This is a genomic window from Micromonospora sp. U21 (assembly GCF_018070045.1).
In the GTDB taxonomy this organism is placed as follows: Bacteria; Actinomycetota; Actinomycetes; order Mycobacteriales; family Micromonosporaceae; genus Micromonospora.
This window is the reverse complement of sequence record NZ_JAGPYK010000035.1, coordinates 1-21,342: the sequence shown is the minus strand read 5'-3', so window position 1 is coordinate 21,342 and position 21,342 is coordinate 1. Positions and strand designations below refer to the sequence as shown.

Annotated in this window: 24 protein-coding genes and 1 pseudogene; 16 read left to right on the top strand and 9 right to left on the bottom strand. The window is 72.9% G+C overall.

The window, feature by feature from the left end:
* Positions 1 to 76 precede the first annotated feature (76 nt).
* A complete protein-coding gene (locus KBX63_RS29865; protein ID WP_210917013.1) occupies positions 77 to 562 on the top strand; it encodes an Rrf2 family transcriptional regulator in 486 nt (161 codons plus the stop codon).
* A 7-nt stretch (positions 563 to 569) separates the two neighbouring features.
* On the opposite strand, the gene KBX63_RS29860 is transcribed toward KBX63_RS29865, so the two are convergent.
* Complete coding sequence (locus KBX63_RS29860; protein WP_210917012.1) at positions 570 to 2,123, bottom strand: glycosyltransferase family 39 protein; 1,554 nt, start codon at positions 2,121 to 2,123, stop codon at positions 570 to 572.
* A gap of 100 nt (positions 2,124 to 2,223) precedes the next feature.
* On the opposite strand from KBX63_RS29860, the gene KBX63_RS29855 reads away from it, so the two are divergent.
* Both KBX63_RS29855 and KBX63_RS29850 read left to right on the top strand, forming a co-directional pair.
* Positions 2,224 to 3,252, top strand: a complete 1,029-nt coding sequence (locus tag KBX63_RS29855; RefSeq protein WP_247663636.1) for an aldo/keto reductase — start codon at positions 2,224 to 2,226, stop codon at positions 3,250 to 3,252.
* Between the two features lie 21 nt (positions 3,253 to 3,273).
* Positions 3,274 to 3,783 (top strand): DUF664 domain-containing protein, encoded by a 510-nt coding sequence (locus KBX63_RS29850; protein ID WP_210917011.1) that lies wholly within the window; start codon positions 3,274 to 3,276, stop codon positions 3,781 to 3,783.
* A gap of 22 nt (positions 3,784 to 3,805) precedes the next feature.
* On the opposite strand, the gene KBX63_RS29845 is transcribed toward KBX63_RS29850, so the two are convergent.
* A complete protein-coding gene (locus KBX63_RS29845) occupies positions 3,806 to 5,044 on the bottom strand; it encodes an MFS transporter (protein WP_210917010.1) in 1,239 nt (412 codons plus the stop codon).
* Between the two features lie 65 nt (positions 5,045 to 5,109).
* Between KBX63_RS29845 and KBX63_RS29840 the strand changes: the two genes are divergently transcribed.
* The 6 genes from KBX63_RS29840 to KBX63_RS29815 all read left to right on the top strand — a co-directional run bounded on the left by KBX63_RS29840 (position 5,110) and on the right by KBX63_RS29815 (position 8,321).
* The gene (locus tag KBX63_RS29840) at positions 5,110 to 5,607 is read left to right on the top strand and encodes a MarR family winged helix-turn-helix transcriptional regulator (RefSeq protein ID WP_210917008.1); all 498 of its coding nucleotides are present in this window, start codon (positions 5,110 to 5,112) and stop codon (positions 5,605 to 5,607) included.
* A gap of 63 nt (positions 5,608 to 5,670) precedes the next feature.
* Positions 5,671 to 6,186, top strand: a complete 516-nt coding sequence (locus KBX63_RS29835) for a DUF2087 domain-containing protein (RefSeq protein ID WP_210917005.1) — start codon at positions 5,671 to 5,673, stop codon at positions 6,184 to 6,186.
* Between the two features lie 52 nt (positions 6,187 to 6,238).
* Positions 6,239 to 6,715, top strand: coding sequence for a MarR family winged helix-turn-helix transcriptional regulator (locus KBX63_RS29830; protein ID WP_210917003.1), 477 nt, complete (start codon positions 6,239 to 6,241; stop codon positions 6,713 to 6,715).
* Between the two features lie 75 nt (positions 6,716 to 6,790).
* Positions 6,791 to 7,216 (top strand): DUF6069 family protein, encoded by a 426-nt coding sequence (locus tag KBX63_RS29825; protein WP_210917001.1) that lies wholly within the window; start codon positions 6,791 to 6,793, stop codon positions 7,214 to 7,216.
* 81 nt (positions 7,217 to 7,297) lie between these two features.
* A complete protein-coding gene (locus KBX63_RS29820) occupies positions 7,298 to 7,792 on the top strand; it encodes a GNAT family N-acetyltransferase (protein WP_307871887.1) in 495 nt (164 codons plus the stop codon).
* Positions 7,793 to 7,895: 103 nt separating this feature from the next.
* Positions 7,896 to 8,321 carry an Hsp20/alpha crystallin family protein gene (locus KBX63_RS29815; protein WP_210917000.1) on the top strand — a complete coding sequence of 142 codons (426 nt, stop codon included), beginning with the start codon at positions 7,896 to 7,898 and terminating at the stop codon, positions 8,319 to 8,321.
* Here the strand turns inward: KBX63_RS29815 and KBX63_RS29810 are convergent.
* On the bottom strand, positions 8,311 to 9,429 hold the full coding sequence (locus KBX63_RS29810) for a YafY family protein (protein ID WP_210916999.1): 1,119 nt from the start codon (positions 9,427 to 9,429) through the stop codon (positions 8,311 to 8,313). The genes KBX63_RS29815 and KBX63_RS29810 overlap by 11 nt on opposite strands.
* 103 nt (positions 9,430 to 9,532) lie before the next feature.
* On the opposite strand from KBX63_RS29810, the gene KBX63_RS29805 reads away from it, so the two are divergent.
* Positions 9,533 to 10,531 (top strand): tyrosine-type recombinase/integrase, encoded by a 999-nt coding sequence (locus KBX63_RS29805; protein ID WP_210916998.1) that lies wholly within the window; start codon positions 9,533 to 9,535, stop codon positions 10,529 to 10,531.
* Positions 10,532 to 10,560: 29 nt separating this feature from the next.
* A complete protein-coding gene (locus KBX63_RS29800; protein ID WP_210916997.1) occupies positions 10,561 to 11,040 on the top strand; it encodes an LLM class flavin-dependent oxidoreductase in 480 nt (159 codons plus the stop codon).
* 48 nt (positions 11,041 to 11,088) lie between these two features.
* On the opposite strand, the gene KBX63_RS29795 is transcribed toward KBX63_RS29800, so the two are convergent.
* Positions 11,089 to 11,460: a VOC family protein gene (locus KBX63_RS29795; RefSeq protein WP_210916996.1), complete on the bottom strand. Its 372-nt coding sequence runs from the start codon at positions 11,458 to 11,460 to the stop codon at positions 11,089 to 11,091.
* A gap of 309 nt (positions 11,461 to 11,769) precedes the next feature.
* Here KBX63_RS29795 and KBX63_RS29790 point away from each other — a divergent pair, with 309 nt between their 5' ends.
* A complete protein-coding gene (locus KBX63_RS29790; protein ID WP_210916994.1) occupies positions 11,770 to 12,228 on the top strand; it encodes a hypothetical protein in 459 nt (152 codons plus the stop codon).
* A gap of 43 nt (positions 12,229 to 12,271) precedes the next feature.
* Here the strand turns inward: KBX63_RS29790 and KBX63_RS29785 are convergent, their stop codons facing one another.
* The 4 genes from KBX63_RS29785 to KBX63_RS29770 form a co-directional block, all read right to left on the bottom strand.
* Positions 12,272 to 12,988, bottom strand: a complete 717-nt coding sequence (locus KBX63_RS29785; RefSeq protein ID WP_121652894.1) for a thymidine kinase — start codon at positions 12,986 to 12,988, stop codon at positions 12,272 to 12,274.
* 52 nt (positions 12,989 to 13,040) lie between these two features.
* Entirely contained in the window at positions 13,041 to 14,432 is a 1,392-nt protein-coding gene (locus KBX63_RS29780) for an MFS transporter (protein WP_210916991.1), read from the bottom strand.
* A gap of 16 nt (positions 14,433 to 14,448) precedes the next feature.
* Entirely contained in the window at positions 14,449 to 15,216 is a 768-nt protein-coding gene (locus KBX63_RS29775) for a glycerophosphodiester phosphodiesterase (RefSeq protein WP_210917076.1), read from the bottom strand.
* Positions 15,217 to 15,775: 559 nt separating this feature from the next.
* Positions 15,776 to 16,549: a 1-acyl-sn-glycerol-3-phosphate acyltransferase gene (locus KBX63_RS29770; protein ID WP_210916989.1), complete on the bottom strand. Its 774-nt coding sequence runs from the start codon at positions 16,547 to 16,549 to the stop codon at positions 15,776 to 15,778.
* Positions 16,550 to 16,743: 194 nt separating this feature from the next.
* Between KBX63_RS29770 and KBX63_RS29765 the strand changes: the two genes are divergently transcribed.
* The 3 genes from KBX63_RS29765 (at position 16,744) to eis (ending at position 20,446) form a co-directional block, all read left to right on the top strand.
* Entirely contained in the window at positions 16,744 to 18,156 is a 1,413-nt protein-coding gene (locus KBX63_RS29765) for a cytochrome ubiquinol oxidase subunit I (protein ID WP_210916986.1), read from the top strand.
* A 15-nt stretch (positions 18,157 to 18,171) separates the two neighbouring features.
* A complete protein-coding gene (cydB, locus tag KBX63_RS29760) occupies positions 18,172 to 19,170 on the top strand; it encodes a cytochrome d ubiquinol oxidase subunit II (RefSeq protein WP_210916984.1) in 999 nt (332 codons plus the stop codon).
* 85 nt (positions 19,171 to 19,255) lie between these two features.
* Positions 19,256 to 20,446 carry an enhanced intracellular survival protein Eis gene (gene eis / locus KBX63_RS29755; protein WP_210916982.1) on the top strand — a complete coding sequence of 397 codons (1,191 nt, stop codon included), beginning with the start codon at positions 19,256 to 19,258 and terminating at the stop codon, positions 20,444 to 20,446.
* Here eis and KBX63_RS29750 read toward each other — a convergent pair.
* Entirely contained in the window at positions 20,437 to 20,913 is a 477-nt protein-coding gene (locus KBX63_RS29750) for a MarR family winged helix-turn-helix transcriptional regulator (protein ID WP_210916980.1), read from the bottom strand. The two genes, eis and KBX63_RS29750, sit on opposite strands and share 10 nt — an antisense overlap.
* Positions 20,914 to 21,011: 98 nt before the next feature.
* Between KBX63_RS29750 and KBX63_RS35675 the strand changes: the two are divergent.
* Positions 21,012 to 21,197: pseudogene (locus KBX63_RS35675) on the top strand (MarR family transcriptional regulator); the annotation flags it as partial.
* Between the last annotated feature and the right edge of the window lie 145 nt (positions 21,198 to 21,342).

Genomic DNA, 21,342 nt, shown 5'->3' with positions numbered 1-21,342 from the left:
ACTCGGACCCCCCATGTCCGAGAACTATACTCGGACATGGATCGTCCGAGTAACGGGGTGTGGCTAGGGTGAAACCATGAAGATGTCCGGCGGGGTCGAGTGGGCGCTGCACTGCTGCGTCGTCCTCACCACCAGCAGCAGGCCGGTCCCGGCGGCCAAGCTCGCGGAACTGCACGACGTCTCCAGCAGCTACCTCGCCAAGCAGCTCCAGTCGCTCGCCCGCGCCGGCCTGATCCACTCCGTCCAGGGCAAGTCCGGCGGCTACGCGCTGACCCGCGCACCGGAGAGCATCACGTTGCTCGACGTGGTGCGGGCCGTCGACGGCCCCGGCCCCGCCTTCGTCTGCACCGAGATCCGGCAGCGCGGCCCGTTGGCGACCCCGGCCAACGCCTGCACCAGAGCGTGCCCGGTCGCCCGCGCCATGTGGAGCGCCGAGGAGGCGTGGCGCCAGGCGCTCGCCGCGGTCACGATCGCCGATCTCGCCCGCGACGTCGGCACCGACTCCGGCCCCGAGGCGCTGCCCGCGGTCCGCACCTGGCTCACCGGCGCCACCGACAACTGAACCGCTGTCAGCCGGTGTGGCGCACCTCGGTTTCCCAGATCTGCGCCCACGGACGCCGAAGCCCGCGGCACACGAAGATCGGGCCGCCGTTCTCGTCGTTGTCCACCTCGACCCGCTGGTCCACCCGCCCGGCGAGCACACACTCGTCGAACCAGGCGTTCAGCGGAGCGGAGCGTTCCCAGCCGACGACGATCACCACGTCGGCGTCGGCCGGTGGTCGGCCGAAGTCGACCATGCTGTTGTGCCCGGAGTACGCGCGGGGCAGACCACGGGCCGGGCCGTAGCGCGCCAGCGCCCCCGCCTCGCCGTAGTTGCCGGTCAGGACGACAGCCTGCGAGCGCTCCTCGGGCGGCAGACCACGGTGGACGGTGGCGACGGAGTCGGCGAACGCCGGCCAGCCGATGGTCTCACCGGCGTCGTAGTTGACGTCCACTACGAAGCCGGGCAGCCGGTCGGCCGGCAGCACCGGCAGCAGCAGCACGATGTTGGGCAGCAGCAGGGGCACCGCGCCCAGCGCGAGCAGACCCCGGCGCAGCGTGACCGAACCGCGCGACGCCCAGGCGGCGGTGACGACCGCGCCGGAAGCGGTGAGGACCAGCAGCAGTGGCGCGTCGTAGTAGCCCTTGCCTCCGGCGATCAGCACGATGCCGACCACCACCAGCCAGGCCCAGCCCACCCCCCGGTACGCCCGCCACGCCGGCCGGCGCAGCAGCGCGACGAGGCCGGCGATCCAGATCGGCACCGCGTACGGGCTGATGATGACGAACTGGAGGGTGAGCGCGTCGAGGCGGCCGCTGTAGGAGCTGTCCCCACCGGAGATCGAGGCGGCCACCGACAGCTGCGGAAAGCCGTGCGTGGCCTGCCAGATCAGGTTCGGCGCCGCCAGCAGCGCGGCGATCCCCGCGGCGGCGAGCACCCACCGGTCGCGCAGCAGCCTGCGCGGCCCGCCGATGGCCACCCCGGCGATCAGGCCCACGGCCAGCAGCGCGGGCAGCAGCTTGTTGAGCATGCCCACGCCGAGCGCCAGTCCGATGCCGAGGGCCCACCGGCTGTCGCCGGTGCGCAGCAGCCGCACCGCGCACAGCACGGCGGCCAGCCAGACCAGCAGGTCGACGGTCGTGGTGCTGAGCAGATGCCCGCTGGCGAGCACGATGCCGGACAGCGCGGCGAGCAGCGCCGCGAAGCTCTGCCCGCCCCGGCTGGCGCCCAACTCCCGGGCGATGGCGGCGACCACCAGGACCGCACCACCGGCAAGCAGCGCCGACGGGGTACGCAGCACGACCAGGTTGCCCGGCGCGATCGTGTCGAGCAGCCGGGCCAACGCCGGGACCAGTGGGCCCTGGTCGACGTAGCCCCAGTCGAGGTGCCGGCCGGCGAGCAGGAAGTACAGCTCGTCCCGGTGATAGCCGTAGCGGCCCGCGAGCATCAGCAGCGTCACGCTGACCGCCGCGGCCAGTAGCCAGGGGCCGAGCGCGCGCGGACCGGGCTCCGGTGGCCGCTTCGACGACGACGACTGATCCGGCAGATGACGTCGGTCGGTGTCGGTCGCGGGCTCGCTCACCCGCACATCATCACCCCTGACAGCGCCGTCGAGGTGCCCCTGCCGCACGCTCTGGGACCCGGTGCGAAGATCAGTTTTGTTCCTCTACCGGAAGGACGACATGCGCTTTCGCACTCTGGGTGCCACCGGCACGGTGGTGTCGACCCTGTGTCTGGGCACCATGACCTTCGGCGCGGAGACCGATGAGGCGGCCAGCTTCGCGCAGCTGGACCGGTTCGTGGAGGCCGGCGGCACGTTCATCGACACCGCCGACGTCTACTCCGCCGGCGTCTCGGAGGAGATCGTCGGCCGCTGGCTGGCCGCGCGGCCCGACCTGCGCGACCGGCTGGTCATCGCCACCAAGGGGCGGTTCCCGATGGGTCCGGGGGCGAACGACGCCGGCCTGTCCCGGGTGCACCTGACCCGCGCCCTGGACGCCAGCCTCCGGCGGCTCGGCGTCGACGCCGTCGACCTCTACCAGGCGCACGCCTGGGACCCGCTGACCCCGCTGCCGGAGACGCTGCGGTTCTTCGACGACGCGGTCCGCGCGGGCAAGATCCGCTACGCGGGGGTCAGCAACTTCACCGGTTGGCAGTTGCAGAAGGCCGCGCTGCTCACCCAGCACCTCAACCTCACCCCGATCGTGACCCTCCAGCCGCAGTACAACCTGCTGGCCCGGGAGATCGAGTTCGAGCTGGTGCCGGTCTGTGAGAACGAGGGCATCGGCATCCTGCCCTGGTCGCCGCTGGGCGGCGGCTGGCTGACCGGCAAGTACCAGCGGGACAGCACGCCCACCGGCGCCACCCGGCTCGGCGACAACCCGCAGCGCGGCGTCGAGGCGTACGCGGGCCGCAACGCCGAGGACCGCACCTGGCGCGTGATCGACGCGGTCGGCCAGGTGGCCGCGGAACGGGGCGTGTCCATGTCGGCGGTGGCGCTCGCCTGGCTGGCGGCCCGCCCGGCGGTCACCTCGGTGATCCTCGGGGCGCGCACCACGGCCCAACTGGACGACAACCTGACCGCCGCCGACCTGCTCCTGGACGCGGAGCAGACCCGGCTGCTGGACGAGGCGAGCGCCCCACCGGTGGGGGACTATCCGTACGGCCAGGCCGGTGTGCAGCAGCGCGGCCGCGACCTGCCCGCCGGCTGACCCGTCCCGCACAATGGGCCGATGACCATGCCCTTCCCCGAGCCCACGAGCCCCGCCGGCAGCCGCACCGAGGTCTTCCTGCGCTACCTGGACTACTTCCGGGAGTCCGTGTTGACCAAGGTGTCGGCGCTGCCCGAGTCGGAGCTGCGGCGCAGCGGCCTGCCGTCGGGATGGACTCCGCTGGAGCTGCTCAAGCACCTGCGGTACGTCGAGCTGCGCTGGATCGAGTGGGGTTTCCAGGGACGGGATGTCCCCGAGCCGTGGGGTGACCGTCGCGGGGAGCGCTGGTACGTCGCCCCCGAGGAAACCCGCTCGGATCTGGTGGCGGCGCTGCGCGCGCAGGGCACGCACACCAGCGCGGTGGTGACGACACACGACCTGGCGGAGGTCGGTGCGCCGGGCCCGCGATGGAACGGCGCCGACCCCGCGTCGCTGGAGCGGGTGCTGTTCCACCTGCTCCAGGAGTACGCCCGCCACCTCGGCCACCTCGACGTCGTGGCCGAGATGGCGGGCGGTCCGACCGGAGAGTGACCCGGCGACCGGTCGAATCCCCTCACCGCGCGTTGGCGCCGGCGGGTTCGACCGGTTGCGGTGCCGTGGTCGCTGGCCAGGTGAGCCGGCGTACGCCGGGGACCAGGGCGGTGCCGGCGCAGGCGGCCAGGACCAGCAGGCCGGCGATCGCCAGCGGTACGGGTGCGCCGAACGCGTCAGCGGCCAGCGGCGCCAAGGCGTAGCCCAGCGGCATCGCGGCCAGCGACACCAGCCAGTCGTACGAGGTGACCCGGGCCAGGACCTCGGGCGGGAACTGGTGCTGCACGACGGTCTCCCAGACCGGGTTGAGGTAACCGAGGGCGGTCAGCGCGATCCCGTAGGCGACGATCACCACTGGGGCGGGCGCGGCGACGGCGAGCAGCAGCAGCGGCGCGGCGTAACTGGCCAGCCCGAGGTTGGCCAGCAGCACCGGCCGGTCGAGCCGGACCCGCCCGGCCAGCAGTGAGCCGGTGAGCATGCCGATCGCGCCGGCCTGCAACAGCAGCACCCAGGTGGCCTCGCCGCCGAGGCGGTCAATGGCGATGGCCGGCCCGAGGGTCATCAGCACGGCGGCGGCGCCGTTCCAGACGCCGTGTCCGATCAGGCTGGTCCAGAACCAGTCGCGGGCGCGTACCTCGGCGAAGCCGTGCCGCAGGTCGGCGAGTACGGAGCGGCGGGGTACCGGCACGTGCCGGACCCGGACCAGTGCGAGCAGCGTGGCGCTGAGCGCGAACGACGCGCTGTCGATGATGAACGCCCAGCCGGGGCCGGCGGCCCAGATCAGTGCGCCGGCCAGCGCCGGGCCGGCGAGCCGGCTGGTGTTGGCGGTGATCCCCATCAGGGCGTTGGCCCGCTGCCGGGCGGCCGGTTCGACGGTGCCGGCGACCAGCGGGGAGGCGGTCGGCATGGCGAACGCCGAGGCGGTGCCACCGAGCGCCGAGGCCACCACGATGGTGGCCAGCGACGGGTCGCCGCCGAGCAGCTCCACGCCGACCGCGAGCTGGGTCGCGCAGCGGACCAGGTCGGCCACCAGGGCGACCCGGCGGGCGTCGAACCGGTCGGCGACCACGCCGCCGAGTGGCAGCAGGAGCAGCCGGGGAACCATCGCCGCGGCGAGGACGACGGCGAGCGCGCTGGTCGAACCGGTGGCCCGCAGTACGGCCAGGGCCAGGGCGGCGGGCACCACGGCGTCGCCGACCGCCGAGACGGTACGGCCCAGGAACAGCAGCCGGAAGGAGCGGGTACGCAGAGGACTGGTCACCGCCACACGATACTTTGACATCGAATATTTCGGCAATGAATATTTTGCTGCGATAAGCTCTGGTGATGAGCACCCACGACTCCGTCGACCGGCACGTCGAGCGCTGGCTGCCCGTCCTGCCCGACCTCGACCCGGACGTCGAGGGGGCGGTGACCCGGATGAGTGTCCTCACCCGGCACCTGCGCACGGTGAAGGAGCGGGTGCTGGTGGATTTCGACCTGCCGGCCCACGAGTACGACACGCTGCACGCGCTCGCCGGCCGGCAGGGACGCGCCGCACCCTCGGAACTGGCCGCGGATCTGGCGATGGCGCCCGCGTCGATCACCGCGCGGGTCGACAGCCTGGTCGAGCGGGGCTTCGTACGGCGGACCCCGTCCACAGTCGACCGGCGACGGGTGGATGTGGAGCTCACCGACGCGGGCCGAGCCGCATGGCACGGCGCGATGGACGTCCGGGGCGCCGAGGAGCGCCGACTGCTCGACGCACTCACCCCGGCCGAGCGGCGGGTGCTCTCCGACCTGCTGCGCCGGGTGCTGCTCGTCGCCGAGCAACCGCTCGACTGAGCCGCGGACCGTGTCGAGAAAACGCCTGGCGGTCGGCGTACGGCCGATGAGAGGGTGACCGGCATGACAGCGGACGCTCTGGCCGGGGCCCTGGCCGACGACGGACGCCGGCGGGTCTTCGCGGCCATCGTGCTGGGTGCGGCCAGCACGGCCCGGATCGCCGAGCGGACCGACCTGCCGGCGCGGACGGTGCTCACCGGCATCCGCCGGCTCACCGACGCGGGCCTGGTCACCGGCCCCGACGGCGCGCTCACGGCCGACGAGGAGTCGCTGCGGGCGGCGGCCCGCGAGCGCCGCCCGGCCGACGACGCCGAGCCGGCCGACGACCCGGTGCTGCGGACGTTCCTGCGCTCCGGTGTCCTGGTGGGCCTGCCGGCGCAACGCAGCCGGCGGCGCGTGCTGCTGGCGCACATCGCGGAACGGTCGTTCGAGCCGGGAACGCGCTACCCCGAGCGGGCCGTGGACGAGGCCCTCAAGCCGTGGTGCGCCGCTGGCGGGTCGGACCACGCCACGTTGCGCCGCTACCTCATCGACGAGCAGCTGCTCACCCGCGAGCAGGGCATCTACCAACGGGCCTGATCGTCCGGCCGGCGAACCGTCCCGTCGCGGAGCATCTTGTTAGCCTCCCTGCATGACCTCCTGCTCGCCCGCCGACGGCCCGCCCGACCTGCTGTTCCTGCTCTCCTGGGCGAGTCACGCGCTCCAGACCGAGCACGCCGCCGGCCTGGCCGAGCTGGGCATCTCACCCCGGGCGCACTACGTGTTGGCGCAGGCCCGCACCGGGGACCTGACCCAGCGGCAGATCGGTGAACGCTGCGGGGTGGACAAGACCACCATGGTCGTCACGCTCGACCAGCTGGAGCGGGCCGGCCTTGCCGAGCGTCGCCCTGCGCCGACGGATCGGCGGGCCCGGCTGGTCGCCGTCACGCCGGCGGGGGAGCGGGTCCTGGAGCGGGCGCAGGACGTCGTACGACGCATCCAGGACGATCTCCTCGCCACCCTGCCCGAGCAGGACCGGGAGGCGTTCCTGCGCGCGCTCACCGCGCTGGTGAGCGGCCCGCTGGCGACCACCTCCCCGTACGCTCCCGGCGGTCGCTCCGGCTGTTAGGTCCGAAACAGATAGTCCCGTCCAAGACTATCTGATACGGTCTCACTCGATCGCACCCCGACCGAGGAGCCCGTCATGAGCGCGACCGCCGAACCGTCCGTCACCACCACAACGACCACGTCGCCACTGCGTCGCCGCGCCCTGGGCGTCGCCGCCGCCGTCCTGGCCTGCCTGGCCATCTGGGCAATCGGCGAGGCGGCCGGAGTCGACTACACCGTCGAGAGCCCGGGGCAACCCCCGCTGGTCCTCGGGCCCGGCCAGATCATCGGGATCGCCCTCGGCGCGGCCCTGCTGGGCTGGGCGACGCTGGCCCTGCTGGAGCGGTTCGTCCCCCGCACCGCCCGCCTCATCTGGATCTCGCTGGCCATCGTGGTGACACTGCTGTCCTTCGGCCCACTGCTCGGCACCGAGGCCACCGCCGGCGCCAAGCTGGCCCTCGGCGCGATGCACGTGGCCGTGGCGGTCGCGCTGATCACCCTGCTGCCCGCCCGCCACCGGTAGCGTCCCGGGTCGCCGGACCCGTCGGAAGCCGGCGGCCCGGACGGTGGATAAATCCGTTGACCGGGTGCTGATGATCGACTGGTGACCAGCACACTCCGACCCACCTGGGTGACCACCGCCGCCCATCCCGCCCAGCCCGACGCGACACTGCTGCTCCGCGAGTACATGACGGAGATGGTGGTCCGCTACCACCGCCGCCCCGCCCTGCCCGGTGAGGTCGACGAGGCGCTGGCCGAACTGCCCAGCGACGACCTGACGGATCCGACCGGCCTGCTCCTGCTCGCCCACCGCGGCGGGGACCTCGCCGGCTGCGCCGGGCTGCGGTGGCAGCCGGACTGGGCCGAGCTGACCCGGGTGTTCATCCGCCCCGCACATCGCGGCACCGGCGGGGGCGCCGTGCTGCTGGCCGCCGTCGAGCAGCAGGCGCGGACGGTCGGGGTGGACCGGATCCGGCTGGACACCCGCAACGACCTGGTCGAGGCACGCGCCCTGTACGCCCGGCACGGCTACGTCGAGATCCCGGCGTTCTCCCACGGCCCGTACGCCGAGCACTGGTTCGAGAAGCGGCTTCGCTGAGCGGTTGACGGACGCGTCCGTTCGCGCTAAAAGATGAAGAGGAAGTTGAGTCACTCCGACTCAACTCATCACCTTCGGCCAGGAGAACCGAGGAGGCACGACCATGTTGATGCGTACCGACCCGTTCCGCGAGATGGACCGGCTCGCCGAGCAGTTCTTCGGTACGGCAGCCCGTCCCGCGACGATGCACCTGGACGCATACCGCGACGGGGACCACTTCTACGCCGCGTTCGACCTGCCCGGCGTCGACCCGGACACCATCGACTGCACGGTCGAGCGCAACGTGCTCACCGTCCGGGCCGAGCGGCGCCGGCCGACCGGCGACGGCGTCGAGCTGGTCGCCGCCGAACGCCCGATGGGCACCTTCACCCGGCGGCTGTTCCTGGGTGACACCCTGGACACCGACAAGCTCGAGGCGGGCTACGAGAACGGGGTGCTGACGCTGCGCATCCCGGTCGCCGAGCGTGCCAAGCCCCGCCGGGTGACCATCAGGGCCAGCGGCGACGGACGCCGGCAGATCAACGCCTGACCGGTGCTCGGGGCGGGCCAGCCGCCGCGCCCGGTCCGCCCCGAGCATCGGAATTCTTCGCAGCCGTACCTGCCGCCTGGTCACCGTCCGCCTGCGCGAGGGCCCCGTCCGCCACCGACGATTCCGCGGTGCCGGGCGGTGGATAGAGCGCGGCGAGCGCGTGGGCGGTGCCGGCGAGGCGCTCCCGCAACTCGGTCGGTGCGAGCACCTCCACCTGCGCGCCGAGCTTGAGCATCTCGACGTGGCCGTGCCGGATCGACTCGATCGGCACGGTGGTGACCAGCCAGCCGTGCGCGTCCGGGGCGCCGGCGGCGTCGCGCGCCGCCCGGCTCATCGCCGGCGGGAAGAGGTGCACCGTCTGGGCCAGCGCCGCCACGGTCATCCGCACCCGGGCCTCGGCGCGGTAGACGCTGCGCTCGTAGCGCTCGGTGTGCTCCTGCCAGCAGCCCGCCAGGTCGAACCCGGCCGGCCGGTCGGCGGGTTCATCCAGCACGGTCAGGTCCAGGATCGCGCCCACCCGGTAGGTGCGTACCTGTCCGGCCGCCGCGGCGACCAGGTACCACCGGCCGGCCTTGAGCACCACGCCGAGCGGGTCGAGGGTCCGGGTCACGTCCCGTGGTTGCTGCCACCGCCGGTAGCGCACCCGGATCCGGCGGTCCTCCCACACCGCGCCGGCCAGGGCGGCCAGGTGCGGTATCGGCTCGGGCTCGCGGAACCAGCTCGGCGCGTCCAGGTGGAACCGTTGCCGGATCCGCCCACCCCGGTCGGCGAGGTCGCTCGGCAGCGCGGCACGCAACTTCAGCTCGGCGGTGGTCAGCACCGACCCCAGGCCCAGCTCGGCGGCCGGGCCCGGCACACCGGCCAGGAACAGCGCCTCGGCCTCGCCGGCGGTCAGACCGGTCAGCCGCGTGCGGTAACCGTCGAGCAGCCGGTACCCGCCGGCCGGGCCGCGTTCGGCGTACACCGGCACCCCGGCGGCGCCCAACGACTCCACGTCCCGGTACACCGTGCGGATCGACACCTCCAGGGCCTCGGACAGCTCCGCAGCGGTCATCCGCCCCCGCGTCTGCAGGAGCAGCAGCAGGGAGACCAGCCGACTGGCACGCACCGCCCGACGGTAACCGGCACACCGCGCCCGGACACCGGCCGGGGCCCGGTGGTCTCGGCGCGCCTTCGCGGCGAACCCACCCGGAGCTGAGAGTGTTTTTCACATGGTGTCCTCCGACGCTCCGGTGCTCGCTCGTCCGACGGCCCGACCGGCCCTGCCCGGCGGGCCGGTCGACGTCACCGAGGCGTGGCTGCGCAACCGCCGGTTGTCCGAGCACACCCGCGACGCCTACCGGCGCGACGTCACCGGCTGGCTCAGCTGGTGCGCGGGCCGCGACCTCGACCCGCTGCGGGCCAACTTCCTGCACGTCAACGAGTACGCCCGCGCCCTGGAGTCCACCCTCGGCGCGCGCAGTGGCCGACCACTGACCCCGGCGACCGTGGCGCGCCGGCTCTCCGCGCTGTCCAGCTGGTACGACTTCCTCGTCAAGCTCGGCGGGGTGCCGGCCAACCCGGTTGCCGGCGCGGACCGGCCGCGCGTCGACCGGGACCACTCCGCCACGGTCGGGCTCACCCCCGAGGAGGTGGACGCGCTGCTCGGCGCCGCCGACGCGGACACCGGCCCGACGGCCGCCCGCAACCGGGCCGCGATCGCGCTCCTGGCCGACCTGGGTCTGCGCGTCGGCGAGCTGATCTCACTGGACCTGACCGACCTGGGCACCGAACGCGGGCACCGCAGCGTGCGCTTCGTCGGCAAGGGCGGCAAGCAGCGCCGGCGCGCCCTCACCCCCGGCACCGGGTACGCGGTGGACGCCTACCTGGCCCAGCGGGCCTCCGCCACCGGCGTGCCGGTGCCGCAGCTGACCGGGCCGCTGCTGGTCACCGCCAGCGGTGCCCGGCTGGACCGGCACTCGGTGTTCCGGATGGTCCGCCGGCTGGCCCGGGCCGCCGGCATCCCGGCCTGGGCGAAGCTCTCCCCGCACTCGCTGCGGCACGCCTTCGCCACCACCGCCCGCTCGGAGGGCGTTCCGTTGGAGGACGTGCAGGACGCGATGGGGCACGCCGACCCCCGTACCACCCGACGCTACGACCGCGACCGGCACAACCTCGACCGTGATCCGGCGTACGTGGTGTGGGCGGCCCGGTCCCGCCGCCGCGGCTGAGCGTCGTACCCCCGCCATACGGTCGGTGGATGAGACACGGCCTGGAGCTTCCGTGCGGCGGTGCTTCCGTCCCGGTGTCCACCCTGGTCGAGCTGGGTGAGCTGGCCGAGCGCGCCGGGTGGGACGGGGTGTTCCTGGAGGACTACCTCATCCACTACTCCGGCGACGACCCGTCCACGTACGACCCGTGGCTGGTGCTCACGGCGACAGCCGCCCGCACAAGCCGGGTGCGACTGGGCACCGCGGTCACCGCGCTGCGCCGGCGCCGTCCGGCGAAGCTGGCCCGGGAGGTGCTCACCCTCGACCACCTCAGCGCGGGGCGGGCCACCGTCCCCGTCGGCGTCGGCGACCCCGGCGACCGGGGCCTGGCCGCGTTCGGCGAGCCGACCGAGGTGGCCGTGCGGGCCGCCATGCTCGACGAGGGCCTCGACCTGCTGACCGGGCTGCTCAGCGGGCAGCGGGTCAGCCACCAGGGCGTCCACTACCGCGCCCGTGGTCCGCTGCGCTGACCCGCCGCAGGCGTGGGCGGGTCAGCGCGGCCCTGCGGGCGGAGGGCCTCAGCCCTGCGGGCGGGGACAGATGCAGAACGGCTGCCCGATCGGGTCGATGAGCACCACCCACCGGTCGCCGCCGGGCTGGAACTCCGGCTTCGACGCGCCGGCCTCGACGAACTCCTTCTCTGCCACGGCCAGGTCGTCGACGTAGAGGTCGAGGTGGTAGCGCTTACCGCCGGCCGGGTCCGGCCAGGACGGCGGCCGGTACCCTTCGACCAGCCCGAAGCCGATGGAGATGCCACCGCCGTTGATCATGGCGTACTCGGCTTGGCTGTGGGTGGTCTCCCAGCCCAGGGCCCGGTGGTAGAACGCGGCGTGCGCGGCCGGGTCGGAGCTGTCCAGGTTGACCATGGCAAGGTCGGCGGTTGTCGTCATGCGGGCAGTCTGCGCCCGTCTACCTGCCAACCACTGTCAGGTACACGGCGTGTTTCTCGCCCGGTCAGCACAGCAGGTCCAGGTGGGCGTCCTCGGCTATCTCCTTGTGCCGCAGCCAGCGCCGCGCCCACAGCCGGGCTGCCAACTCCGCCTGCTCGTCGCGGCGTGCTCGACGAGCAGCGCGGCGGTCAACGGCCCGGTGACGTCGCGGCCAGGTCGGCGAGGCACAGGGCACAGCCGTCCACCGGTCGCACCCAGTTTCCGACTTGTCGTGATTCGCTGCGACGGTGTTCTCTACGGTCGGTAGTCGTGGGTGCCGGCCAGCCGTACAGCCGACCGGCCCGGCGGCACCGCCCGATGCGTACCGGGCTGGCCTTCGCCGGGTTCGGGATGGCGCTGTGCTGCGTCGGGGTGGCCGGGCTGGGCGCCTGGAACCTGCAGACCGTACGCCAGGCCGCCGGCCCGATCCGGGAGACCGCCGACAGTTTCCTCAGCGAGGTGACCCTCGGCGACAGTGACGGGGCGTACGAGCGGCTCTGTGCGGACGCGCGCAGCCGGTGGAGCCAGATCGGCTTCACCAGTTGGATGCGTACGCCGCCGATGGTGACCGACTACGAGATCACCGACGTGTCGGTGGCGACCCGCGGCGGGCGGCCACACGGCATGGTGACCGTGAAGTTGACCCGCGACGGTGGGCTCAGCGAGGAACGGCGGTTGCCGGTCGTCCGCGAGGGCGGGGACTGGCGGGTCTGCGGTGACCCCTTCTGAGCCGTCGGTCGTCAGGCCGATCGGCCCGGCCTGACCGGGACGGTCAGTCGCGGGGGCCGAGGTCGCCGCTGCGGTAGTGCCGTCGGCAGAGCACCTGGTAGCGCACCTCGGCGGTGTCGACCGTGTCGCCGATGACGACCTGCGCGCCCTCGCGGACCACCCGGCCGTCGACCACCCGGGCGTTGAGCAGCCCTTCCCGGCCGCACCAGCAGAGCACCTCGACCTGGATGCGGGCCACCTCGTCGGCCAGCTCGAACAGCCGCTGCGTGGCGGGGAACAGGCAGGACCGGAAGTCGGTGGCCAGGCCGAACGCGAACACGTCCACGTCATAACTGTCGACCAGCTCGGCCATCTGCTCGACGTGCTCCACGGTGTAGAAGCACGCCTCGTCGCAGATCAGGTAGTCGACGCGTTCCCCCTCGGCCCACCGGCCCCGGACCAGGGCCCGCAGGTCCAGGTCGTCGGTGACCTCGATCGCCTCGTGAGCCAGACCGATGCGGGTGGTGACCTGTGGGCCCAGCGACCGGTCGATGCGGGTGGTGACCAGCCCTCGCCGGCCCTGCCGAGCGTGGTTGTAGTTCATCTGCAACGCCATGGTGGACTTGCCGCAGTCCATCGGCCCCCAGAAGAACTTCAACGCCGCGGCGTGCACCGGACGCCCGTCGAGCCCGCGCGCCGCCGCGCACCCGGCCGGAGCGTGCGGCTGGCCGGGGAACGGGTGGGCCAGGCAGGTCGGGGCGGCAGCGGCGTCGTCGGTCACGGTCGGGCAGCCTATCTGATCGACCGGGGCCGATCCGGCCGGCGCGGCCTGCTCAGAGCACCCGCGGAGGCGTGTTCCCGGCCGCGACGATGGCCCGGCGGATCGGCACGGCCAGAAGGAGCAGGAACCCGACCACGAAGAAGATCAGCAGGGAGACCAGGCCCACCCGGTAGGAGGCGGTGAGCTGGAACACCAGGCCGAAGGCGAGCGGGCCGAGCCAGCTGGTGCCCTTGTCGCTGATCTCGTAGAAGCCGTAGTACTCGCCCTCCTTGCCGGCCGGGATGAGCTGGCTGAACAGCGACCGGCTCAGCGCCTGGCTGCCGCCGAGGACCAGGCCGATGGCCGCGCCGAGGACCATGAACGGCACCGGCGCCTCGGCGGGCAGCCGGAATGCGCCGATGATCACACCGGTCCAGAGCACCAGGCTGAGCAGCACCGTCTTCCAGGCGCCGATGCGCCGGGCCAGCGCGCCGAGGCTCAGCGCGCCACCGAAGGCGAGGAACTGCACCAGCAGGATGGTGACGATCAGGGTGCTCTGCTCCAGCCGCAGTTCCTCGGTGCCGTACTGGCTGGCGAGGGTGATGACGGTCTGGATGCCGTCGTTGTAGACCAGGAACGCGAGCAGGAAGAACAGCGTCAGCGGGTACGCCTTGACCTCACGCAGGGTGCGGCCGAGCTGCCGGAACCCGTCGGTGAGCACGTTGCCGCCGCCGGCCAGCGCCGCCGCGGTGGGGCGTTCGCGCAGCCAGCGCAGCGGCACCAGGGTGAACGCCGCCCACCACACCCCGGCGGACACGATCGACCAGCGGGCCAGGTCCAGGGTGCGCTGCGGGTTGTCGTCCTGGCTGAACAGGGTGACCGCGACCAGGTTGAACGCCAGCAGCAGGCCGCCGCCGAGGTAGCCCAGCGCCCAGCCACGGCTGGAGATGCCGTCACGCTCGTCGGGGCCGCCGAGCTGCGGCAGGAACGAGTTGTACACCACGATGGCCGCGCCGAAGGAGATGTTGGCGACCAGGAACAGCGCCCCGCCGAGCAGGTAACGGTCGCCGGTGACGAAGGCCATCGCCATGGTCGCGCCGGCGCCGGTGAACGCCGCGGCGCCGAGCAGTCGCTTCTTGTGTGCCGACCGGTCGGCGATCGCCCCGATGACCGGCAGCACGAACACGGTGAGGAACACCGACAGTGAGATCAGGTACGGGTAGTAGGAGCCGGCGGCCACCCGGATGCCCAGTGGGTGCACGTAGCCGTCGCAGCTGTCCGCGCCCAGCTCGCAGCCGGCGGCCAACTCGGCGACGGTGGTGAGGAACGGGCCGAGGAACACCGTGATGACGGTGGTCTGGAAGGCGGAGTTGGCCCAGTCGTAGATGTACCAGCCGCTCCGCTCGCGGCGGGTGCTCGCCGGGGGCGGGTTGTCGTCCACCGTGGGGGTCACGGTCTCGGCCATCGGGGTCCTTCGCCGGTCAGGCGGCCCAGTGGCCGCGGCTGCGGTAGACGTCGCGCAGCACGCCGACGTGATCGGTCATGATGCCATCCACGCCACGGTCCAGTAACTCGTGCATCTGGGCGGGTTCGTCGATCGTCCAGACGTGCACCTGCAGGCCGAGCCGGTGGCAGTAGTCGAGGAAGCGGCGGTCCACCACCGGCACCCGCCCGTAGCGCGGCGGCACCTGCGCGGCGACCACCGACGGGGGCAGCCGCAGCGGGCGGCCGTGCAGCGAGGCCAGCCGCAGCCGGGCCACCCCGCGCATGCCCAGGCTGGTGGCGACCCGCCCGTCGGTGAGCGCGCGCAGCCGGGTCAGCCGGGCGTCGCTGAACGAGGCCAGCAGCACCCGGCCGGCGGCGCCGGCCCGGGTCACCGTGGCCACCGTCGGCTCGACGCCGCCGTCGGCCTTCACGTCGATGTTGAACCGCACCCGCGGCCACGCGCCCAGCACCTCGTCGAGCCGGGGTACGACGGCGGCCCCGCCGACGCGTACCGAGGCGAGATCGGCCCAGCGCAGGTCGGCGATGCGCCCCGGTTCGCCGGTGATCCGGCGCAGCGTCGGGTCGTGGAAGATCACCGCCACCCCGTCGGCGGTGGCGTGCACGTCGGTCTCCACGTACCGGTAGCCCAGCCCGATGGCGCGCGCGAACGCCTCGGTGGTGTTCTCGTCGCCCTCGGCGGCGCCGCCGCGGTGGGCGAACGCCAGCGGCCCGGGTGCGTCGAGGTAGCCGGATCGGGTCAGCACGCGACGCAGTATGCCTGCCGCCGGTGGAGCGTGGGTGGCCTGCCGGCGAAGATCAGGCCCGGGGCGCCGGCGCGCCGGTGAGTTCGTCGCGCACCTGCCGTCCGTTGACCGGCGGTTGCGGTGTCGGCCCCGGTTGATGGCCCGCCCGCAGTGGTGGCAGGCGCCACGCCGGCGCAGGTGGTAGGCGATCGTGGCGGCGCCGAGTGCCACCCCCCACACCGGCCAGAAGAGACTCGGGACGTACAGGGCCCAGGTGCCCCGGGCTTCGCTCGTCCAGAGCAACATCAGGCCCGCCGGGATGATCGTCATGGTCGGCGAGGTCCCGCTGGTCCTTGGCGTGGTGGTACGCGGTCCGCAACCCGGCGTAACCCATCCCGCCGACGACGAGGAGTACCACTGCGACGAGGACGAGACGGCGGCGCGACACGTGATCATTGTTCCTGTCGCCCGGTGGCCCATTTTCTGGCCAGCGCGTCACGCAGGCCCAGGTTCAGCGCGGCGTGACCAAGGTGGTTGTTGACGAACTGCGCTTCCCAGCCTGACGCGTCCAGGGCGCGGGTCAGGCTGAACGGCGGCGGTGGATCCGGCTGGTGTCGCTCGGGCGGCCCGGGTCGACGTGCCGGGGTCGGTCGGGTTCGTCGGGGCGCAGCGGGGCGAGAGTGTCGGTGAGCGTGTCGATGATCCGGTCGGTGGCCCGGCGGGCGACTCCGGGGCCGGCGGCGGCCGCCTCCCTCAGGTCGACGGGTGCGCCGAAGTGCACCCGGATCACCGGGCGGCGCCACAGCGCGCGGGCGACGCCCCGCAGCATTCCCCGGGGCGCCCGGTACGGCAGCACCTCGTGGGCGCCCCACTGGGCGACCGGGACGACCGGGGCGGCGCACGCCAGGGCGAGCCGGGCGGCGCCGGTCTTGCCGCGTTCGGGCCACATGCCGGGGTCCAGGCCGATGCGCCCTTCCGGGTAGATGAGGATCACCGAGCCTCCCCCGACTGCGGTGGTGGCGGCGTCGAGGGCCCGGTGCACGGCGTCGGTGCCCCGGTCGACGCGGATGTGCCCGGCGCGGCGCATGGCGAAGCCGATCAGCGGGGCGCGGAACAACCCGGCGGTGGCCATGATCCGGGGGGCGATGCCGCGGGTCTGGCAGGCGGCGGCCATCACCACGGGGTCGAACGGGCTGATGTGGTTGGCGGCCAGCACCAGCGGTCCACGGCGCAGGTGCGCGGGGACGTCGCCGGTGACCTCGAGGCGGGCCAGCAGGCCGACCAGAACTCGGGCCAGCAGTTGGGCGGCGCGCCAGATCAGCGGCGGTTGCCAGGGGGAGTGCGCGGTGTCCATCAGCGCGCCATCGTCGCATGCCCGAGTGGGGGCGCGAGGGCAGGTCGGCCCGTTGCCCGCGGCCTGCCGGCAGGCCCGGCGTGATCAAGGTCATTGGTCCCGGGCCGGTTCGGGTCGCCCGGCCCTGCCCATCCCTCTACGACGAGCAGTAGTATTTACTACGTCTCGTAGTACGAAATGGCTGGGGGTTCCAGGTGGACGCGTTGGACGTCGCCCGATGGCAGTTCGGTGTCACCACCGTCTACCACTTTCTCTTCGTGCCGCTGACCATCGGCCTGTCCGTGCTGGTGGCCATCCTGCAGACGTTGTGGCACCGCACCGGCAACGAGCGCTACCTCAAACTCACCAAGTTCTACGGCAAGCTCTTCCTCATCAACTTCGCCATGGGCGTGGTCACCGGCATCGTGCAGGAGTTCCAGTTCGGCATGAACTGGAGCGACTACTCGCGCTTCGTCGGTGACATCTTCGGCGCGCCCCTGGCCATCGAGGCGCTGGTCGCGTTCTTCCTGGAATCCACCTTCATCGGCCTGTGGATCTTCGGCTGGGACCGGCTGCCCAAGCGGGCGCACCTGGCCAGCATCTGGGCCGCCGCGATCGGCACGAACCTCAGCGCGTACTTCATCCTCGCCGCGAACTCGTTCATGCAGAATCCGGTCGGCTACCGGGTCAACCCGGACACCGGTCGCGCCGAGCTGACCGACTTTGTGGCCGTGCTGACCAACAAGGTCGCCCTGATCACGTTCCCGCACACCCTGGCCGGCTCGTTCCTGGTCGCCGGGTCGCTGGTCGCCGCCGTGGGCCTGTGGCACGTGATCCGTCACCGCGACTCCGCCGACACGGGCGCCTACCGCTTCGCCACGAAGTTCGGGTCCTGGGTGGTCCTGGTCGCCTCCGCCGCCGTGCTGTTCACCGGCGACATCCAGGGCAAGATCATGACGGACGTGCAGCCGATGAAGATGGCCGCCGCCGAGGGCCTCTACACCACCGAGAGCCCCGCCTCGTTCTCCGTGCTCACCGTCGGCAGTCTCGACGGCAGCCGCGAGGTGTTCGCCATCAAGATCCCGTACCTGCTGTCGTACCTCGGCACCGGCGACCCCAACGGCACCGTGCACGGCATCAACGACCTCCAGGCCCAGTACGCCACCCAGTACGGCGCCGGCAGCTACACCCCGATCATCCCGGTCACCTACTGGAGCTTCCGCTTCATGATCGCCTTCGGGATGGCCGCCGCCGCGATCGCCCTGCTGGTGCTCTGGAGCCAGCGCAAGGGCCGCACGCCCACCAGTAAGTGGCTGCTGCGCGCCGGGCTGGCCATGCCGGTGCTGCCGCTGCTGGCCAACTCCTTCGGCTGGATCTTCACCGAGATGGGCCGCCAGCCGTGGATCGTCTTCGGCGAGATGCTCACCCGCAACGGCGTGTCCCGCAGCGTCTCGCTGGCCGAGGTGCTCACCTCGTTCACCGCCTTCACGCTGATCTACGCCACCCTCGCCGTGATCGAGGTCAAGCTGCTGCTGCGCTACGCCCGCGCCGGCGTACCCGACGTCAGCGAGACGCCTCCGTCCGACGACACGGACGACGCCGACCGTCCGCTCGCCTTCGCCTACTGATAACCGGAGCCTGCCGTGGACCTCACCACCATCTGGTTTCTCCTCATCGCCGTGCTCTTCACCGGCTACTTCATCCTGGAGGGCTTCGATTTCGGCGTGGGCATGCTGCTGCCCGTGCTCGGCCGCGACGACCGCGAACGACGGGTCCTGATCAACACGATCGGCCCGGTCTGGGACGGCAACGAGGTGTGGCTGATCACCGCTGGCGGCGCGATGTTCGCCGCCTTCCCCGAGTGGTACGCCACCCTCTTCTCCGGCTTCTACCTGCCGCTGCTGCTGATCCTGCTGGCCCTGATCGCCCGGGGGGTGGCCTTCGAGTACCGGCACAAGCGCCCCGAGGTGTCCTGGAAGCGACGCTGGGACGCGGCGATCGTGATCGGCTCGCTGCTGCCGGCGTTCCTGTGGGGTGTCGCCTTCGCCAACATCCTGCGCGGTGTGCCGCTGGACGCCGAGCACGAGTACGTCGGTGGCCTGTTCGACCTGCTGCACCCGTACGCCCTGCTCGGTGGCGCGACCACCCTCGCGTTGTTCCTCACCCACGGCGCGGTGTTCATCGCGCTGAAGACCGCCGGCGACATCCGCGAGCGCGCAGGCGCCCTCGCGGTGCGCCTCTGCGTCGGCGCCGCCGTGCTGGCGGTGGGCTTCCTGGCCTGGACGTTGAGCATCCGCTCCAGCACGGCCGCCGTCGTGCTCGCCGTCGGCGCGGCCCTCGCCCTGCTGGGTGGCCTCGCCGCCGCCCGCGTACGTCGGGAGGGCTGGGCGTTCACCGGCACCGCCGTGGCGATCGGGCTGGCGGTGGCGACCCTGTTCGCGGCGCTGTTCCCGAACGTGCTGCCCTCCACCCTGGACGCGGCGGGCACGTTGACCGCGACCAACGCCGCCTCCACCCCCTACACCCTGAAGATCATGACCTGGGTTGCGGTGATCTTCACCCCGGTCGTGCTGGCCTACCAGGGCTGGACCTACTGGGTGTTCCGCAAGCGGATCGGCGTGGCCAACATCCCGCAGCACTGACCACCGGGGCGGGGGGCCGGCACCGGCCCCGCGCCCCGCCGCAAATTCGGCGGCCCTCGAAGATCGGTCCCGCTAGGGTGTGCCGATGCCCGCCACCGTGCACGTGCGCGAACTCGCCGCCGACGACCTCGCCGACGCCTGGGAGCTGGGCCGGTTCGCCTTCGGGTCCGACCCGCAGCGACCACCGCAGGCCACCGTCGCGGTGCCCGGCATGACCCGCTACGGCGCGTTCGACGACACCGGCCGGCTCGTCGGCAAGGCCGTCGACCTGCACCACGACCAGTGGTGGTCCGGGCGGGCCGTGCCCGCGGCCGACGTCGCCGGCGTGGCGGTCGCCCCCGAGGCCCGCGGCCGGGGCGTGGCCCGCGGCATGCTCACCGCCCTGCTGCGCGGTGCCCGCGAGCGCGGCGCGGCGATCAGCGCGCTGTACCCGACCGTCGCGGCCCCCTACCGTGCCTGTGGGTGGGAGGCCGCCGGGGTGCTGCGCACCGTCGACCTGGCCACCGCCGCGCTACCCCGGCACCGGCCGGACCCCCGGTTGACCGTCCGCGCCGGCACGCCCGCCGATCTGCCCGCCGTCGCGGCCCTGTACGAGCGGGTCACCCGGCACCGCAACGGCCCGCTCACCCGCCGGGGTGAGCTGTTCGACTTCTTCGCCGCCGAGCGCGGCCTGCGCGGCGACGCGCTCACCCTCGTCGAGGACGGCGGCGACCTGGTGGGTTACGCCAGCTGGGAACGGGGGCGTGGCTACGGCGCCGACTCCGTGCTGACCGTCGACGAGGCGCTGGCGACCACCGCCGGGGCCGCCCGGGAACTCCTCGGTGTGCTCGGCAGTTGGGCCAGCGTCGCCCCGACCCTGCGGCTGTGCCCGCTCGACGGCGACGCCGTGAGCGTGCACCTGCCGCTGGAGTCGGTCCGTGAGCACGACCGGGACCTGTGGATGCACCGGCCGGTGGACGTGGCCCGGGCGGTCGGCATGCGCGGTTGGCCCGCCCACGCCCGGGGTGCCGTCGAGTTCACCCTCGCCGACGCGGTCGCCGACTGGAACACCGGCACCTGGCGGTTGAGCGTCGCCGACGGTGCCGGCGAGCTGACCCGGATCGGTGGCGAGGCTGACCTGCGCCTGGACGTGCGCGGCTTCGCGCTGCTCTACGCCGGTGTCGCCGGCGGCCGGTCGGTCGCCGAGGCGGGCCTGCTGCACGCCGCCGGCGCCGGCCCGGACGCCCTGGACCTGTTGGGCGCCGGAGGCCCGGCGCAGTTGCTCGACTACTTCTGAGCGACCGGCGCGGCCGGGATCGCCGCCAGTTCGGCGTTCGCACGCTGGGTGACCAGGGTGAGGACGCGGGCGGCGGCGCTCGTCTCGTCGGCCGGGATGTCCGCGTAGAGGCGGGCGGTGATGCCCGCGACGGCGTCGGAGATGCGGCCCTGCACGGCGTGACCGGTGTCGGTGAGCCATAGCTGCGGCTCCCGCGCACCCGCTGGCGTGCGGTCGCCCACCTGGGCGAGGTCAGCCTCGACGAGTTGGGTGATCAGCGTGTGCACCGCCGGTTCGTCGACCTTGAGGGTGCTGGTGATCCGGTGCACGAGCCCGGTCCGTTCGATGGCGCTGGCGGCGAGGACGTTGAGGATGAGCACCTGGCCGAAGCTGACCCCGAGCGGGGCGACGGCCTGCTCGAGCAGGGCCCGGGTGGCGTAGTGGGCCTGGCCGATGACCTGGCCGTTGAGGGTGGGAGCGGTGGACATGACGTGCCTCCTTGTTGACGTTGGCCCGACCAACGTTGGTGCAGCCAACGTAACATAGATCGTGGGTTGGACCAACGATTCCTGCTAGGCTGCCGCCCATGGAGTCCACCGCCCCGCAGTCACCCGCCGGGCTACGCACCACCCCGAGTTGGCTGCTCAACCAGACCGCCAGCCACGCCGCCCGCCTGGTCAGCCAGGGCTTCGCCGCCCACGACCTGCGCGGCTACCACTACCGGCTGCTGGCCGCGCTCGCCGAGGGCGGCCCCGCCAGCCAGGCCGACCTCGGCCGTCGCTGCGACATCGACCGCAGCGACGTGGTGGCTGCCATCAACGACCTGGCCGATCTGACCGGCGATCTGCCCCGCCGATGCGGTGAACACCACCCTCGGCCGGCGGCCCGCCGCCAACGCATCCCGCAGGCTCTGCACC